Annotated in this window: 20 protein-coding genes and 1 pseudogene; 10 read left to right on the top strand and 11 right to left on the bottom strand. The window is 65.3% G+C overall.

What is annotated here, in order from left to right:
• The first annotated feature begins 6 nt into the window (after window positions 1-6).
• Together ACVMIH_RS05125 and ACVMIH_RS05120 are read left to right on the top strand one after the other, a co-directional pair.
• The gene (locus ACVMIH_RS05125; RefSeq protein WP_229193178.1) at window positions 7-180 is read left to right on the top strand and encodes a hypothetical protein; all 174 of its coding nucleotides are present in this window, start codon (window positions 7-9) and stop codon (window positions 178-180) included.
• A 323-nt stretch (window positions 181-503) separates the two neighbouring features.
• Window positions 504-740, top strand: coding sequence for a hypothetical protein (locus ACVMIH_RS05120; RefSeq protein WP_016840755.1), 237 nt, complete (start codon window positions 504-506; stop codon window positions 738-740).
• Window positions 741-829: 89 nt separating this feature from the next.
• On the opposite strand, the gene ACVMIH_RS05115 is transcribed toward ACVMIH_RS05120, so the two are convergent.
• The gene (locus ACVMIH_RS05115; protein ID WP_016840754.1) at window positions 830-1,015 is read right to left on the bottom strand and encodes a hypothetical protein; all 186 of its coding nucleotides are present in this window, start codon (window positions 1,013-1,015) and stop codon (window positions 830-832) included.
• Between the two features lie 128 nt (window positions 1,016-1,143).
• On the opposite strand from ACVMIH_RS05115, the gene ACVMIH_RS05110 reads away from it, so the two are divergent.
• On the top strand, window positions 1,144-1,872 hold the full coding sequence (locus tag ACVMIH_RS05110; protein ID WP_456814344.1) for a class I SAM-dependent methyltransferase: 729 nt from the start codon (window positions 1,144-1,146) through the stop codon (window positions 1,870-1,872).
• A 104-nt stretch (window positions 1,873-1,976) separates the two neighbouring features.
• Here the strand turns inward: ACVMIH_RS05110 and ACVMIH_RS05105 are convergent, their stop codons facing one another.
• From ACVMIH_RS05105 to ACVMIH_RS05095, 3 genes are all read right to left on the bottom strand, one after another.
• Window positions 1,977-2,183, bottom strand: coding sequence for a hypothetical protein (locus tag ACVMIH_RS05105; protein WP_057019948.1), 207 nt, complete (start codon window positions 2,181-2,183; stop codon window positions 1,977-1,979).
• A gap of 104 nt (window positions 2,184-2,287) precedes the next feature.
• On the bottom strand, window positions 2,288-2,464 hold the full coding sequence (locus ACVMIH_RS05100; protein ID WP_456814343.1) for a hypothetical protein: 177 nt from the start codon (window positions 2,462-2,464) through the stop codon (window positions 2,288-2,290).
• A 433-nt stretch (window positions 2,465-2,897) separates the two neighbouring features.
• Complete coding sequence (locus ACVMIH_RS05095; protein ID WP_141343298.1) at window positions 2,898-3,479, bottom strand: septal ring lytic transglycosylase RlpA family protein; 582 nt, start codon at window positions 3,477-3,479, stop codon at window positions 2,898-2,900.
• Between the two features lie 381 nt (window positions 3,480-3,860).
• Here ACVMIH_RS05095 and ACVMIH_RS05090 point away from each other — a divergent pair, with 381 nt between their 5' ends.
• Window positions 3,861-4,937 carry a hypothetical protein gene (locus tag ACVMIH_RS05090; protein WP_310884733.1) on the top strand — a complete coding sequence of 359 codons (1,077 nt, stop codon included), beginning with the start codon at window positions 3,861-3,863 and terminating at the stop codon, window positions 4,935-4,937.
• Between the two features lie 74 nt (window positions 4,938-5,011).
• Here the strand turns inward: ACVMIH_RS05090 and ACVMIH_RS05085 are convergent, their stop codons facing one another.
• The gene (locus tag ACVMIH_RS05085) at window positions 5,012-5,641 is read right to left on the bottom strand and encodes a L,D-transpeptidase (protein WP_016843930.1); all 630 of its coding nucleotides are present in this window, start codon (window positions 5,639-5,641) and stop codon (window positions 5,012-5,014) included.
• A gap of 175 nt (window positions 5,642-5,816) precedes the next feature.
• Between ACVMIH_RS05085 and ACVMIH_RS05080 the strand changes: the two genes are divergently transcribed.
• Window positions 5,817-6,200: a hypothetical protein gene (locus ACVMIH_RS05080; protein ID WP_016843931.1), complete on the top strand. Its 384-nt coding sequence runs from the start codon at window positions 5,817-5,819 to the stop codon at window positions 6,198-6,200.
• 85 nt (window positions 6,201-6,285) lie between these two features.
• Here ACVMIH_RS05080 and ACVMIH_RS05075 read toward each other — a convergent pair whose 3' ends face one another.
• A complete protein-coding gene (locus ACVMIH_RS05075; RefSeq protein WP_141340489.1) occupies window positions 6,286-7,068 on the bottom strand; it encodes an SDR family NAD(P)-dependent oxidoreductase in 783 nt (260 codons plus the stop codon).
• 34 nt (window positions 7,069-7,102) lie between these two features.
• Window positions 7,103-7,694 (bottom strand): annotated as a pseudogene (locus ACVMIH_RS05070) (NADPH-dependent FMN reductase).
• Between the two features lie 192 nt (window positions 7,695-7,886).
• On the opposite strand from ACVMIH_RS05070, the gene ACVMIH_RS05065 reads away from it, so the two are divergent.
• Together ACVMIH_RS05065 and ACVMIH_RS05060 are read left to right on the top strand one after the other, a co-directional pair.
• A complete protein-coding gene (locus ACVMIH_RS05065) occupies window positions 7,887-8,138 on the top strand; it encodes a hypothetical protein (protein WP_057019943.1) in 252 nt (83 codons plus the stop codon).
• A 165-nt stretch (window positions 8,139-8,303) separates the two neighbouring features.
• Window positions 8,304-10,385 (top strand): methyl-accepting chemotaxis protein, encoded by a 2,082-nt coding sequence (locus tag ACVMIH_RS05060; RefSeq protein WP_456860903.1) that lies wholly within the window; start codon window positions 8,304-8,306, stop codon window positions 10,383-10,385.
• A 149-nt stretch (window positions 10,386-10,534) separates the two neighbouring features.
• Here ACVMIH_RS05060 and ACVMIH_RS05055 read toward each other — a convergent pair whose 3' ends face one another.
• Together ACVMIH_RS05055 and ACVMIH_RS05050 are read right to left on the bottom strand one after the other, a co-directional pair.
• Window positions 10,535-11,698, bottom strand: a complete 1,164-nt coding sequence (locus ACVMIH_RS05055; RefSeq protein WP_016843936.1) for an acyl-CoA dehydrogenase family protein — start codon at window positions 11,696-11,698, stop codon at window positions 10,535-10,537.
• Window positions 11,699-11,934: 236 nt separating this feature from the next.
• Entirely contained in the window at window positions 11,935-12,612 is a 678-nt protein-coding gene (locus tag ACVMIH_RS05050; protein WP_141340487.1) for a nitroreductase, read from the bottom strand.
• 150 nt (window positions 12,613-12,762) lie between these two features.
• Here ACVMIH_RS05050 and ACVMIH_RS05045 point away from each other — a divergent pair, with 150 nt between their 5' ends.
• Entirely contained in the window at window positions 12,763-13,011 is a 249-nt protein-coding gene (locus ACVMIH_RS05045; protein WP_021079659.1) for a hypothetical protein, read from the top strand.
• Window positions 13,012-13,136: 125 nt separating this feature from the next.
• On the opposite strand, the gene ACVMIH_RS05040 is transcribed toward ACVMIH_RS05045, so the two are convergent.
• Window positions 13,137-13,382: a hypothetical protein gene (locus ACVMIH_RS05040; RefSeq protein ID WP_076832093.1), complete on the bottom strand. Its 246-nt coding sequence runs from the start codon at window positions 13,380-13,382 to the stop codon at window positions 13,137-13,139.
• 71 nt (window positions 13,383-13,453) lie between these two features.
• Entirely contained in the window at window positions 13,454-14,287 is an 834-nt protein-coding gene (locus ACVMIH_RS05035) for a helix-turn-helix domain-containing protein (RefSeq protein ID WP_456827521.1), read from the bottom strand.
• Between the two features lie 447 nt (window positions 14,288-14,734).
• Between ACVMIH_RS05035 and ACVMIH_RS05030 the strand changes: the two genes are divergently transcribed.
• Both ACVMIH_RS05030 and ACVMIH_RS05025 read left to right on the top strand, forming a co-directional pair.
• Complete coding sequence (locus ACVMIH_RS05030) at window positions 14,735-15,529, top strand: DUF2336 domain-containing protein (RefSeq protein ID WP_456860901.1); 795 nt, start codon at window positions 14,735-14,737, stop codon at window positions 15,527-15,529.
• Window positions 15,530-15,533: 4 nt separating this feature from the next.
• Window positions 15,534-15,836, top strand: a complete 303-nt coding sequence (locus ACVMIH_RS05025) for a PilZ domain-containing protein (RefSeq protein WP_057019938.1) — start codon at window positions 15,534-15,536, stop codon at window positions 15,834-15,836.
• The last annotated feature ends 3 nt before the right edge of the window (window positions 15,837-15,839 follow it).

The following is a 15,839-nucleotide window of genomic DNA, read 5'->3' as shown; positions in this document are numbered from 1 at the left end:
CATGCCATGAATGCGATGGAACTTGCCCTGCAGCCGTTGCGACGCCGCCTCGCCCGCCTCATCGCGCGCTGCGTCGCGCTGATCGATGGCGTCATCAATCCCTATCGCCCCGAATTGTACTACATGCGCGGACCAGGCCCGAAATGCCGCGCCCGGCGGCAAGCCGCACTGCGCGACTAGCTTCGCGGCATCCACAGCGAGAAAAGGCCGGCGGGCGTTACGCCACCGGCCTTCTCCTGCAGCTGCCGGTTCCCGGAGTCCGGTTCCGCTGCGATTCCACTTGGTCCTGAGCTTGCGACGACTGTTTTAATCAAATCTTAACGGCATGGCGGTGAGCTGGTTCAAAGGACTCCTTCGCCGTGCGGCGTGGCTTGTTCGTTCGTCGTGCTTGATGCGCTGCACATCGTTTTTGCGCCGATCGCACGTTGATTGTGCGCCACGCATCTTAGGGAATGCTCGACTCAGTGTTACCCTGTGATGCAAACCGAAACGGAGACTTCGGAATGCCGTACTACACCTTCGATCTCGTGGTGGGGGACGAGTTCCGCAATCAAGGAACCATCATCCTCGAAGACATCAGCCTCGCCTCCGACCGCGCCGACCAGCTCGCCAACGAGCTGTCGCAGGTCAAGCCGGAGCTGAAGGCGCGCGGCTGCGCGGTGCGCGTCACCGACATCGACCGGCGCGAGCTCTACCGCACGCCGCTCGATCCCGTGCCGCGGTGGCGCAGGGCGGGCTAGCGTCCGTCGGTTAGATCTGCGGCGACCGCGCTCGCCTCGCGCGGTCCCAGTGTTGTTGCGCGACGGCGGGGTCGCTGCCCCGCCCGCCGTCAGCTCTGATGCGGTCCGCGCATCATCTTCAGCGCGTCCTCGATATGGCGCCAGTCGCGCGCGTCGTCGGTCTCGCCCTTGCTCTCGCAAGCAACGGCGTTCTGCGCGGCCTGGGCGATCGCCTCCGGACCGTGCTTCAACAGCATCTGCCGCGCGATGGTGTGGATTTGCATCTCGGCTAACATGGCGCTCTCCTCGGCTGTCGACTGCTGACATCAGAAACCACTGAGCGCCGCGTCTGGTTCCAGCAGCGCGCCGGGCGCGCCACAATCAGCGGTTCCCACCCGGCGCGGCGGCGGCTACAGAGAGAGCCATGGCGCAGAACATCTACGACGATCCCGGCTTCTTCGCCGGCTACAGCCAGCTGCCGCGGCAGGTCCGCGGACTGCTCGGCGCGCCCGAATGGCCGGCGATCCGCGCCATGCTGCCCGATGTCGCGGGCAAGCGCGTGGTCGATCTCGGCTGCGGCTTCGGCTGGGTATCGCGCTGGATGCGCGAGCAGGGCGCCTCCGACGTGCTCGGCATTGACCTCTCGCAGAACATGATCGGCCGCGCCACCGCCATGACGCAGGATGCGGCCATCACCTACGAGATCGCCGACCTCGAGACGCTGGAGCTGCCGAAATCGACCTTCGATCTCGCCTACTCCGCCCTCGCCTTCCACTACATCAGGGATTTCGATCGCCTGGCGCGCATGCTGTATCGCGCGCTGGTCCCGGAGGGGCATCTGGTCTTCACCGTCGAGCATCCGGTCTACATGGCGGCGGCCCATCCGGATTGGGGGCAGGACGAAGACGGCCGCAAGACCTGGCCGGTCAACCGCTACTTCATCGAAGGCGAACGCCGGACCGACTGGTATGTGAAGGGCGTGCTGAAATATCACCGCACCATCGGCACCACGCTCAACGCGTTGATCGGCGCCGGCTTCACGCTGCGCCATGTCGAGGAGTTCTGCCCGACGCGGGAGCAGGTCAAGGCGATGCCCGAACTGGCCGACGAGCTCGAACGGCCGATGATGCTGCTGGTGTCAGCGCAACGCTAAAGCATGATCCGGAAAAGTGCGAAGCGGTTTTCCGAGGAGATCATGCTCTAACTGAAGAGCTAAAGCGCGATGAAGCTTCAACCCGAACTCATCGCGCTTTGGCGTCAAGCCGCGAGCAGCTTGTCGAACTCCTCGGGCGGGTATGATTTCCCGTCCTTGTCGGTGATCACCACCTGCCACCCTTCGCTCGCCCAGACCTTGGCCTTGGCGATGATGATGAAGGTGCTCTCGCGCTCGATCCTGACCGTTTCGTTCTCGCGTTCTGCGATCATCTTGTAGGCCAACGCTTGTCCCTCGCCGACTTGGTCCATCCGGCGTTTGTTGGCAGCGGCTTTGGGCCGGATTTCGCTGGGACTGTGACAATTTGGTGGAACCACCGGCGCAGGATCCGCCAGCGCGCAACGTTCGGTCGCGCCTATTTTCCCATCAAGGTCGGCATATCCAGCGCCAATGAGTTGACGCTGCGCGCGAATCGCATCTGCGGCCCCTCGAAGGTGCAGGTCACGGTGTCGCGAAACGCCGATTCCACGAAGGTCCAGGTCGTCACGAACGTGCGGAGGTCGCGCCAGGTACCGCTCGCGACCACGCGCATCAGGTCGGGCTGGTACTCGAATGCAGCTTGTTGCCGGTCATCGTCGCGGTGCCCTCGCGCGGCGCATCGAGGCCGACCTCGATCCGGTGCGTGCCTCTGCCGTCATCGAGCGTGCGAAGCCGTCAGTTTCTTGATTGTTGTTTGGCATGGCCGCACTCCAAAGCAGGACGGAGGTTATGGCGCCGGCTCGCCCTGTCGACGCATGCGGCGCGCATGGCGGCCACAAGAAAAACCCCGCCCTGGAGGGACACCAAGGCGGGGAAGGTTCATTGGGTAGAAATCCACGCGCCTGGAAATGGAGAGCGCGGGGAAGTAGCGGCAACAATTCTATTTGCCGCCGTCATTCGGACAACAGGATTAAAGCGCGCGCAACGCCGGGACTTTTTCCCGATCGAGCTGGCAAAAATCCCGAACCTGGCTTGCGCCACGCTATTTACTGCACCACGTCGAGCCTGACATTCGTGATGCCCTTGCCGATCATGCCGAGCGATTGCGCCGCAGAATGCGAGACGTCGACGATGCGCCCGGGGACGTAGGGTCCGCGGTCATTGACGCGCACGGTGACCGAACGACCGCTCTTGACGTCGGTCACGCGCAGCTTGGTGCCGAATGGCAATGTCGGATGCGCGGCGGTCAACTCGCGCCCGTCGAACTTCTCGCCGCTCGCGGTCGGCTGCTCCTCGCTGTAGAAGCTCGCGACGCCCTGCGACGCAATCTTGGTGTGGCCGGTCCTGCGCGAGGCATACGGCGTATGCTTGCGCGCCGTGGCGACACGTGTGCGTGTCGCAGATGACGCAGCCCGCGTCGGCTCGATCGACGCAGGCCGGCTCGCTAGCGCCTGTGAGCGCTGGCTGACAACGGAGGACTGCGCGCACGCCGCGAGCGACGCCGCGCCGATCATCACGGCGAGCAGCCGGAGCGGCTTTCGGGCATGCGCAAACAGGATCGGGGCCGCAGCACCATGCGCGCTGCATTTGACGCCGACGTACGAGTTGACTGCATCGTCGCGTGACATGTTGCACCCCCAACTTGCGCCCCCAGCCCAAGCCGAAAATCCAACGGCCTATCAGCCGAATCCAATCGGGGCGGAACGGTGGCGGAGCGCGGTCAGACCTGCCGCACGCGATGCGATTTCCCCTCGGATGTGGTGGATGCGCCACACAACCCGGACGCTTCACCCGGAAATACCGGCTTGAAGCGCCGCACTCGGGCCGTGGATGGCCACGCCCCCTCGCCCCCGGGTTTCGGTTCCCCAAACTCCCCAACCTCTCCACCCTCTCGCCTTGCTTTGGTCAAACCGGGCTGGAGTCGTGGGGACAGGGTCAGGGGTCAATACAGAGCGTAAATTTGCCGGCCGCCCATTTGCGGTTGACCTTGGAATGAAACGGGGACCGCCATGCAATCGACACTGAAAGACGCAGATCCACACGATATTTTCGCGATCGAACCGAGCTTCGCTCCGGTACGCCCGGACAACGCCGCCGCGCCTGCCGGAAGGACAGCGCCGGGGCAGCGCGAGCCCTATTTCGGCTCGAGCCTCGCGCCTTCGTCCACACCCCCGGTCGCGGCCGTCGCCTCGGTGCCGCCGGTCACGCCAATGTCAGTGGCGGCCGAGCCGGCCTATAGCGCGCCAAGCCATGACGGCCGACTGGACGACATCAGATTGGACCGCGCGCCGCGCCCCACCAGCAAATGGGCGATCCGCGCCTTCTGGTTCTGCTTCGCGATCGCTGGCGCCATGGGCACCGCGGCGTGGCAGCACTACGGCGATCGCGCCAAGCAGATCGCCGCCGAGTGGGCGCCTCAGATCGCTGCACTGACTTCGCTGATCCCAGGCAAGGCAGCCTCCGCCTCGGATCAGGTGAGTGCGCCGCCAGCACCGGCGGCGACAACCGATCAGGCGGCAGCTGAAGCTGCACCGGCCACTCCGCCACAGGACGTCGCCACGGCCGTGCCCGCCACGGCCGCGCCGGCGCCCGCCCCTGCCGCGGCACCGGCTGCCGCAGGAGCGCCGGTTGCGCCCGCTACCGCGGCGGCACCAGCCGCAGCGGCACCCGACCAGACGCAATTGCTGCAATCGATGGCGCGCGATCTCGCGTCGATGGGACAGCAGATCGAGCAGTTGAAGACCAGCATCGATCAGCTCAAGGCCGGCCAGGATCAGTTGGCACAGCGCGTCGCGAAGACGACCGAGACCAGGGCCGTCGAGCCGCGGCCGGTCGCTCCGCCGCGCCCGCGCGCCGCGGTCACGCCGCAGGCGGCGCCGCATGCCGCCGTTGCGCCGCCACCGGTGCGCCGGCCGGCGCAGGCCTATATCCCGCCGCCTCCACCGCCTGCATCAGCAGCACCGCTGCCGGCTCCCGCCGCCGCCCCGCAGGCGGTTGCGGCACCGCGGCCGGTGCAGCAGCAGTCCTCGGTTGTTGACGCGGATGATGGCGGCCCGGTGGTTCGGCCGCCGATGCCGCTGCGCTGAGCCTGACCGACCTTTAAAAAAGCTTGCGGCCGATCGCGATGACGCGATCGGCCGCAATACACTTTGTATTCGAATTACGCGCTCTGTCCCGGCGGCAGAACGACCACGGTCGCGCCCGGCTTGACCCGCTGATAAAGGTCGATCACGTCGCCATTGGTCATGCGAATGCAGCCCGACGAGATCGCCTGCCCGATATATTCGGGCTGGTTGGTGCCATGGATGCGATACAGCGTGTCCTTGTTGCCCTGGTAGAGGTAGATGCCGCGGGCGCCGAGCGGATTGGCCGGTCCACCGGCGACACGCTTCGGATACGGCCCGAGCCGCTCCTGGATATCCTGGGTCGGAACCCAATCCGGCCATTCGGCCAGGCGGCCGACGGTGGCGACGCCGGAGAAGGCCATCGCCTCCTCGCCGACGGCGACGCCGTAACGGATCGCCTTGCCGCCGGGCAGCACGTAATAGAGGTAGCGCGCGTCGGTATCGACCAGGATCGAGCCCGGCTGCTCCCGACGGGTGTACTCGACAATGTGCCGCTGGAACTGCTGCGGGATCTTGGCATCCGCATAGGGCGGATGCGCCAGCAATTGCCGATCGCGCGACGTCATCGCGACATCCGTCGCCGGCGACAGCGTCGCCTGCATGCAGCCGCCAAGCGCAAGCGATCCCACCAGCACCGCAGCAAGCCCCAACTTTGACACGATCATTCTCCCCTGCGTCAACTTGTGCCACATGCTGCCGAAATCGTGCTCAAATCGTGGCAGCGCAGGTTGGAACACGTCCGTTTGATCGGTTCTTTCCGTGAGTGTGTCCTGGCGGTTGCACTCGGTTCCCTTGGACGCTAGCCTCACAAAAAACGTCCAAAACCTCCGGAGGAAATTCATGCGTTACGCCCTGCTGATCGGCGGCCTGATTGTCGCAGCAACCCCTGCCCATGCCGATCCGCGCGCGGCCTATGTCACGATGGTGCTGCAGGCCTTTGCCGCCAAGGTCGAGTGCCCCGGCACCGATCTGGTTTATCAGGACCTCGTGCAGCGGGCGCAGGACATGCATCTGCCCGACGGCACCACCGAGAAGGTGCGCAAGGCGATCGCCTTCATGCATACCGGCGGCAAGATGGGCGAGAAGCAGGCCGACGACCTGATGACGGAGGTCGCGATCGCGACCCAGACCACCGACCTCGATCAGCGCCGCGCCGGCAGCATGACGACCTGGTGCCAGGACCAGAAGACGCGGCTTGCGGGTTACATCAGGACGAAGGAATAGAAAGCGTTTTCGAGCGAAGCCTGTCCCACACTTGATGCGGGATGGGCACCGGTTCGCGTGAAGAAAACGCGTCAGACAAGAATCCTCAATCGAGCTCCGGCGGCGCGAACCAGTTGGTCAGCGACAGGCCGCCGTCGACCACGATCGACGCCCCGGTGACGTAACCCGAGAGCTTGTGCGAGAGCACGGCAAGCGCCATCGGCGCCAGATCGTCCGCCTGGCCAAGCCGCCCGAGCGGAATGTGCTTTGCCAGCGCGGGATCGGCGACGAAGCCGCCGGCCGCGATCGCGCCGGGCACCAGCGCATTGACGCGGATGCCATAGCGGCCCCAGCTCTTGGCAAGCTCCTTCACCAGCATCGCCATGCCGGCCTTCGTGGTCGAGTAATGCGGCAGGTTGCGCGGCGTGCCGGCATGCAGCGAGGTGAGCAGCAGGAACGAGCCCGGCGTCTTCGCCGCGATCAGCCTGCGCGCCAGTTCGCGCGACAAATGAAAGCCGGCATCGAGATTGACCGCATGCATCTGCCGCCAGATCTCTTGATCGACGGCCATCGCATGATCGGCTTCGCGGCGCGGCGGCGAAGCACTGTGGACGAAATGGGTCACCTGCCCGAGCGAGGCTTGCGCATGCGCCAACAGGGCGTCGCACGCCGCGTGCTGCGCGAGATCGCCGGCCCACGCGACCGCGAGTTCGGGACGCGGCGCGGCCTTGATCGCCGCCAGAACCCTGTCCTCATACAGATCGGCAAACACCGTCCGCACACCTTCGCCGACCAGGGCCTGCGCAATGGCGCGGCCGATGCCGTTGCCCGCGCCGGTGACCAGGGCTGTCTCGCGTGCGGGATCGAACGGCGATGTGAAGAGGCTCATGATCGCGAAACTCCCGGGATTGGCAGACCTGCGCTCAGTAGGGCGGCGCCTTGCGCGCCCGCTGTGCCTTGGCGGCTTCGATCCACCAGGAAAAATCCTCGGCAAAGCGCGGAAAGGCGCGTTCGAGCGCCTTGCCGCCCTCGCCGATCGGCTTGCCCTCGGCCGATAGCGTCTGCGCGATCGGCCCCGCACCGATCGTGCTCGATACCACCACCATGCCCATCTCGGACAGCGTACCGTGCCAGGCGGTCGCGGCACGCACGCCGGCGAACCGCCCGGCCGAATAGCTTGCGATCGCCGCGGGACGCCAGAACCATTCCTCGAGGAAATGGTCGGTCAGGTTCTTGAGCCCGGGCTGAATGCCCCAATTGTATTCGCCGGTGACGAACAGGAAGCCGTCGGCGTCGCGGATTTTTTCCGGCGAGCGTTTCGAGCACGGCCGGCGCCTGCCCCTTGGGATGTTCCTTGTACATCCGGTCGAGCATCGGCAGGCCGACCTCCTTGGCATCGATCAACTCGACATCGTTGCCGCGGGCACGAAGGCCGTCGACGACGAAATGTGCCAGCCGGATGCCCATGCGATCCGAGCGATAGGAGCCGTAGAACACGAGTATGCGGTGGGTCATGGGGCGATCCTAGCACGGTGCGGCAACAGCGTCCTGCGGCGCGGGCGCGGTGAGCCGCCGCGCACAAGTGTTAACCGGCATGCCGGCTCGTTCCGCCAGCATTAAGCAATTCGTCGCAGGCCCTTCGCCGTGGCCAAAAATCGCCAGATTTGTTTTCTGGATATGTTTTCGCTTCGAGAAGGAGGAACCGACATGCGGATCGCAAAGCTGGTTTTCGCAGGCTCGCTCGCAGCCATCGCTGCCGTTGCCACGCCCGCGCTGGGCAAGAGTACCGAGCGGCAGAAGGCCGACGACAAATCCACGACCACCACCTCGTCCGGCTGCCAGGCCTATCAGCAGGCCGCCGATGGCACCTGGAACCAACTCCCCTGCGGCGAAGCGGGCTCGAACGGCGCCACCCAGCACCGCCCCGCGGCCAAGGGCGCTGACGACGACGAGCACTGACGTGTCACGCCTGCCGCCCCACGCGGCCGGGGCGATGCGGCGCCTTCGACTTTCGGACCAAACTGCCGGGACCGTTGCGGCGACTCCCGCATCATAAACCCAAGCTTAATGCACGCCCGCTACGGTTGAGGCCTCCCCTCTCTCGTCAAGAATGGCGCGCATCCCATGAAAATCGGTACTCTCCTGACGGCCGCGATCGTCTCATTGTCCGCGGTCGGCGGCGGACTGGCGGCCTATGTCGCGGTGACCAAGTACCAGACCATGGACAAGGTCTCGACCGCGCAGAGCCGGCTCGAAATCGTCCGCGCCGTCGGCGACATCCCGCGCTACATGAACTCCGAGCGCGGCATGTCCACCAACCTCTTGTTCAGCACCGGTGCGATCGACCAGAAGCAGATCACCGATCTCGACAAGCTGCGCAAGCTGACCGACGGCGCGCTCGCCAAGGTCAATCAGGTCCGCGCCACGCTGCCCGGCTCGCTCGACGACGGCGAAGCGGTTGCGAGCGCGATCGATGCGCTGAAGGCCAAGTTCGCCGCGCTCCGCGACGCGATCGAGAAGGCGATCGCAGGTCCGGTCGATGCCCGCCGTCCGGCGGCAACCAAGATCGTCGCCGACAACTCCGTCTTCAACGCCGGCGTCACCGTGCTGCTCGACGAGCAGGTGCGCCGCCTCGCCGGCCTTGACGGCAACGCCTACCGCCAGGCCAGCTACGCCAATGTCGCCTGGACGCTGCGCGACACCGGCGGCCTCAATGCCAGCCTGCACAAGGCGCTGGTCGGCGCCAAGCGGGTCGCGACCGAACAGGAAAAGCTGGAGCTGTTCCACAGCACCGGCCGCACCGAGCAGATCCTCTCGACGCTGCAGGAGTTGCGCAACAATCCGGCGACATCAGCCAATGTCCTGACGGCGCTGGGCAAGATGCAGGCCGACTACGTCGAGCGTTTCGGCAAGGCGCTGAAGCTCGCCAAGGAAGGCGCGATCTCCGGCAAGTATGAGCAAGACGTCGAGACCTATTACGCCGAATCCCAGATCGGCCTCGCCTCCATCATCACCGTGCGCGACGCATTCTACGAGAATGCCGAGCAAGGCCTTGCGGGCGCCTATTCGTCGGCGCGCTTCAGCTTCGTGGTGGCGCTGATCGGGCTGCTCGCGGTCGTTGCCGTCAGTGCCGGCCTGATCGTCATGGTCCGCCGCCGCATCCTCAACCCGATCGCGGCCCTCACCGGCCGGATGTCGCGTCTTGCCGCGGGCGAAGTTGCCGAGACGATCCCGGGCGCCGCGCGCAAGGACGAGATCGGCGCGATGGCCGCCGCCGTGCAGGTGTTCAAGGACAACAAGATCGAAGCCGATCGCCTCGCTGCCGAGAAGGAAGCCGAGAACGACGTCAAGATGCGCCGCGCCCGCGTGCTCGACGATCTGACCCGCGCCTTCGAAGCCAAGGTCACCGAGCTGGTCGGCGGATTGTCCGCGGCATCCTCGGTGATGGAGGACACGGCGCAATCGATGTCGGCCACCGCCGCCGCCACCAACCGCCAAGCCGCAATCGTCGCCGCGGCGTCCGATCAGACCTCGACCAACGTGCAGACGGTGGCGAGCGCCACCGAGGAGCTGACCTCCTCGATTTCGGAGATCGCCCGCCAGGTCGCGACCTCGACCGAGATCGCCGCGCGCGCGGTCGATCATGCCCGGCGTACCGGCGACACCGCGCGCTCGCTGGCCGAGGGCGCGCAGAAAATCGGCGACGTCGTGACGCTGATCCAGAGCATCGCGGCACAGACCAATCTGCTGGCGCTCAACGCCACCATCGAGGCGGCCCGCGCCGGCGAGGCCGGCCGCGGCTTTGCCGTGGTCGCGTCCGAGGTGAAGTCGCTGGCCGGCCAGACCGCGAAGGCAACCACGGAGATCTCCGAGCAGATCACCGCGATCCAGACCGCGAGCGACGAGACCGTGACGGCGATCCGGAGCGTCATCGACGTCATCACCGAGATCGACCAGATCGGCACCGCGATCGCCGCCGCGATCGAGGAACAGGGCTCGGCGACCAAGGAGATCTCGCGCAGCGTTCAGGAAGCCGCGCGCGGCACCCAGGAGGTCAATTCCAACATCTCCGGCGTGCAGCGCGCCGCCGACGACACCGGCGGCGCCGCGAACCAGGTGCTGGGCGCGGCCGAACAGCTCTCGACGCAGTCCAAGGACCTCGCCGGCCAGGTCAACCGCTTCCTGTCCGACGTGCGGGCGGCGTAACCGAGAGCACGTGGTGACCACGTGGCAGGTTTTCTCCTCGTCATTGCGAGGAGCGCCAGCGACGAAGCAATCCATGTCTCCACTGCGGCACGATGGATTGCTTCGCTTGCGCTCGCAATGACGGGTTTGCTTGAGGGCCGCGCGCCCTGCTAGCCGCCGCGCAGGCCGAGCACGCGGCGGGCGATCGCCTGGCGATGCACCTCGCTCGGGCCTTCGTAGACCCGCATCAGGCGGGCCTTCTGCCACAGCGCGTTCAGCGGCAATTCCAGCGTCACGCCGAGCGCGCCGAGCGTCTGCATGGCGTGGTCGCAGGCGTCATAGGCCATCTCGGTCGCGAACACCTTGATCATCGAGGCCTCGTGGCGGATGTCCTCGCCGCGGTCGGTCTTGTCGGCGGCCTCGCGCACCATCAGCCGGCACGCATGCATGCGCGTGGAGATATCGGCGATCCACCACTGGATCGCCTGGCGCTCGGCGAGCTTGACGCCGAACGTCTCGCGCTGTTTGGCGTGCTCGCACATCATGTCGAGCGCACGCTTGGTGATGCCGACGCAGGTCGATCCCATCTCGAGCCGCCGCGTGCGCAGCCGCAGCTGCATCGGCGCGTAGCCCTTGCCGACCTCGCCCAGCACGGAGTCCTTCGGGATGCGGCAGTCCTCGAACACGATCTCATAGGTCGAGCCGCCGCCGACCATCGGAATCTCGCGCTCGATGATGAAGCCCGCCGTGCCCTTCTCGACGATGAAGGAGGTGATGCCGCCCTGGCGCTGATCGTTGCCGACCCGCGCCATCACGATGATGAAGTCGGCGGCGCGCGCATTGCTGATCCAGATCTTGCGGCCGTTGAGCACCCACTGTTCGCCTTCGAGCACCGCGCGCGTCTTCATGCCCGCGGGATCGCCGCCGGCTCCGGGCTCGGAGATCGCGATCGCCGAGGCCATCCGGCCTTCGATATAGGGCTGCAGATATTTCTTCTTCTGCGCGTCGGTACCGACCGCCTGCAGCATGCGCAGGTTCGGCGAGTCCGGCGGCAGCACGAACGGCACGCAACTGCGGCCGAGTTCTTCGTGCACCGCAGCCATCGTGCGCGTCGGCAGGTCGTGGCCACCGAGATCCTCGGGCGCATCGAGGCCCCAGAGGCCGAGCTCCTTCGAGACGTCGCGTAGCCGCTTGCGCTGTTCCGACGTGAGCTCGGGGTGATCGCTGCCGGGCAGCTTCGATTTCAGATAGTGCGGCTCGAGCGGGATCAGTTCGCGATCGACGAATCTCGCGACGGTCTCGCGGATCATAGCTGTCTGTTCATCGTCGCTCATCTGGGATTCCTCGCCCGCGCTGTTGTGCTTCAAAAAACCAGTAGCGCATTTTTTACCGGCGAGAATAGCGGAAACGCGCAGCCACGCTCACGCTCGCGCGATGGTTTCACGGCGCGGAATTCAATATCCCGCGGCGTGGTCGGCGCGTACGCCAATGCGCCGGACACGCCCGTGCATCGCGCAGCCGATCGCGACGCACGAGGTTGTTATCCCCTGAGCAAGCGATCGACGCGGCGCTAATCGGCAAAGCCGACGTAGCGGACAAAATCGTTGTTGGCCTCGCGGTCGGAGCGCACCGCATTGGCGGCAAAGCTGTCGTCGGGATAGCCCATCGCGACGCAGGTCATGATCACCTCATCTTCCGGGATGTCGGCGACCTCGCGCACGATGTCGGAGCGCATGATGCCCTGGCCGTTGATCACGCTGCCAAGGCCGCGATCCCAGGCTGCCAGCACGATGCCGTAGCAGAGCGCGCCGAGATCGAAATGGCAGACCGCGCCCGGATCGAGGATCCGGTCGTAGGTCAGGACCAGCGACACCGGGGCGTCGAACTGGCGGAAGCCGCGCAGCACCCAGTCCTGCCGCATCGGCTTGTCGTCGCGGGCGATCCCCATCGCCCCGAACAGCTTCTTGGCGATGTCGACCTGGCGGCCGCGGTGCACGCCCTGGTATTCGCCATGGCTGACGATGTCGCGCTTCACCTTGGCACCGGCGACCATCTCTTCCATGTTGCGGCGGCGCACTTCCTCCAGCGGCGCCCCGGTCAGGACGTGAACGTGCCAGGGCTGGGTGTTCATCGAGGACGGCGCGCGCTTGGCCACCTCGATGATCTCCTCGACGGTCGCCCGCGACACCGGCTGCTTCTTGAACCCGCGCACGCTTTTGCGTGACTGTACCAGCGTCTCGAATTCCATTCCGCGCTTCCCCGATTTTGTTCCGCGCTGCGCGCGGAACTTCCTTGATCTGATCGGGTTATTTTATCGACAAAATCGGCCATGGGAACTTGATCGGGCCAAGAATCCCGTATCCAATCCGGCCACTGGTTTGGTTTAGGGAGAACCCAGATGAAGCGGATTTTCTTGGCGGCCGTGATCGCGACCTTTGCCGCCGGTTCGGCATTTGCACAGGACGCCTCCTGCGAGACGAAAGCCGTCGGCAAGGACGGCAAGCCGCTGGCCGGCGCGGCCAAGACCTCGTTCATGAAGAAGTGCACGACGGACGCCTGCGAGACCAAGGCAGTCGGCTCCGACGGCAAGAAGCTCGCCGGCGCGGCCAAGACCTCGTTCATGAAGAAGTGCCAGAGCGGCGCCTGAGCCTCTCGCCGACGCCTTTTCACCCCTCATCGGGACAGACTTCAATCGGGACAAACCATCGGGTCGCGCAGGGCGCGGCCCGAACGGCTATTGGCCGGTGGATCGCCCCTGATCGGCGGGCGCCCTCAGAACGATACGCCGACCCGCACACCCCTGCTCCAAACCCGCCGGCAACGCTTCCGGGTGTTGCCATGAAACATTTCGAAACGCTCCGGCAATTGGGTCGGCTTGGCAAATTCCAGGCAGGCCCCGCCGGCGGAATAGTCCACCAGCCGGCACTCGATCAGCGGCGCCTTCGGTTCAAGCTGGAGCTTGACCACACTGGACACGCATCCGCTCGGACGAACACGCGCAAATCTCCGGGGATGCATTGCCGTCGCCTCTGGTGAAATCGTACCCACAGGCTCGTCGGCGGCCGTTAAGATTCCGTTCAGATCGATGGTTACGAACCGTGTCCGCGGGACGGATCGGCGCGGGTGGCGCCCGGACGGCGCGAGGCGGCCAATGTTTCGGATGGCGCTTCCCCGAATTGCGACCGATAGCTGCGCGAAAAATCGCTCAAGTGCCAAAATCCGTAGGCCAGCGCGCACATCTTGACGCTGGGCGCACCGGCCAGCAGTTGCTGGCGCACCAGCCAGAGCCGGCGCAACCGCAAATAGCGATGCAGGCTGACGCCCCGGTAGCGCTGGATGGCGTCATGCAGCGTGCGCACCGACACGCCGATCTGCCTGGCGAGTTCGCCGCTGTAGATCGGGTGCGCCACGTCGCCTGCCAGAATTGCGCGCGCGTCGTTGAAGACCTTGAACTGGCGCGTCGTGTTGGCCCGCGTCGTCCACTTGGCCGGCACAATCTCGGCGAAGGCGTTGTCGATCGCGGCAAGCAGCGTCTCCTTGATCGACTCGCCGCTGGCGAACGGGGCATCATCGGTCGGCTGCGAGGTCACGAGCAGGATGTGCCTCACCACTTCGCGCAGCCGATCCTGCGCGCGTTGAGAAATTTCGTGAATGCTGAAATGGAGACCCGCCTGCGGCCAGCCACGATCGACAATCTCCGGCGTAAACATCACCGAGGCATATTGGCGGGGCGTCTCCTCCACCGACGAGTAGAACGCGCCGCCGCCACCGAGCACGATGACCGCGCGATCGCGCTCGACGCCGTTGAAGCGGATCGGGACCCCGTCATCCATCGTGAAGCCGGCCGCAGTGGTGTGCGGCGCAAGCTGTGCGTCGACGATCCGCGGAAAGGACTGCGTGTAGTTGAGCTCGCATCCCGGCAAACTCAGGATGACCTGCTCGGCCGAAATCTTCCGCGCAAGTGGCGTGAAATCAACATCCAGATTTCGGATCGAACTCCGGAATGCATCAACATCGTCAAAACGAAAGACTCTCGGCACCGGTAATGGCGCCGTCAAATGACCGCTCCCGTGAAATGCTCTTGAAAAATTGCGCGCGACGCGGCGCCTTGCGCGCCGGCCGCATCAATAAATTCCATGCACAAAATGCGAATCGTCCAATAGGTTCAATCAGGAAAAATGCGGTCCGTTCGTCGAACCGGACAATCCGCCAATGTAACGCGGCTGCCGAATTTCGATAGTCTTTAGCGGGATATCCACCGCCGCAATCGGCCCTCCCCATCAATTTCTATACCCCTATTAAAGATTCGAGGAGCAAATTGGCATCGGGAACGATGATGTTCCTCGTCGCGGACCATTTTAGAGACCGCAATGACAGTTATTGCCTCGCCCGATCTTATTGCCAAACTCGACTATGTCTTGAAAGCTGGCTCGCCCGACCTCCGCACGCGCATGCTGCAGGAGGTGGCCGGGTTGTTTCTCGAAGACGCTCACCGCCTCAGCGCGCACCACGTCGAGATGTTCGACGGCATCCTGGTCCGCCTGACCGAGAACGTCGAACTACGGACCCTGACCACGCTCAGCCGCTCGTTTGCCGATTTGCGCTTGGTGCCGCGGGAACTCGCGCGCCGTCTGGCCAACCATGACGACGCCGATGTCGCCGCTCCGATCCTGCGCAAATGCGAATGCCTCCCCGATGCCGACCTGATCGACATCGCCTGGATGCGGGCCGAGGGACACCTCTGCGCGATCGCAGGACGCAAGGCCGTCAATGCGGAGCTCACGGACATTCTCCTGATGCGAGGCGACAGCAGCGTGCTTCGGGTCCTCGCGCGCAATCCCGGCGCTGAACTGACCGGCGCGGGCCTCGCCATGATGATCGATGCTGCCGAGCGCGACGACGACATCGCCGACGGATTGATCTCGCGCAAGGATCTACCTCGCCGCGTTCTTGCCGACCTCGTTATGCGGTCCACGCCGCGCCAGCAGGTCCGGCTGCTCAAGCTTGCGCGGCCCGATCTTCAGGACACGATCCGCGCTGCAATCGATGCCAGCGCAGCCCGCGCCTCCGCGACCCCACCAGCCACAATCGACGATGCGGAGGCGCGGGCCACGGTAACGACGAAGCGCTCCCGGGCAGGAAGCGCTCTCAGGTCGTGTGAGTGATGCAATGACGTATGGTGACCGCAGGGCGGAACGCGTCAGGCTCGAGACGCGCTATCCCGTCAATCTCATGGGTGTCGACGGCACGTGGCGGCGGAGTTGCATCCTGCTCGACGTCTCGCAGAGCGGGGCCCGGCTCGAGGTCGACGGATCGCTCGATGTGCTGAAGGCCCAGGAGTTCTTCCTGGTGCTGTCCTCGCGTGGACTGGCCTTCCGCCGCTGCGAGCTCGTTCGCGTCGACGGTGCCGAGATCGGCGTGAGGTTCATCGAAGAGAGACGGCGAAAGGGACGCCCCGTCATTCCAAGGTGAGGA

This window comes from Bradyrhizobium sp. USDA 4503 (assembly GCF_054055815.1).
Note: the sequence above shows the minus strand (reverse complement) of the source record. Positions and strands in the feature narration are given on the sequence as shown.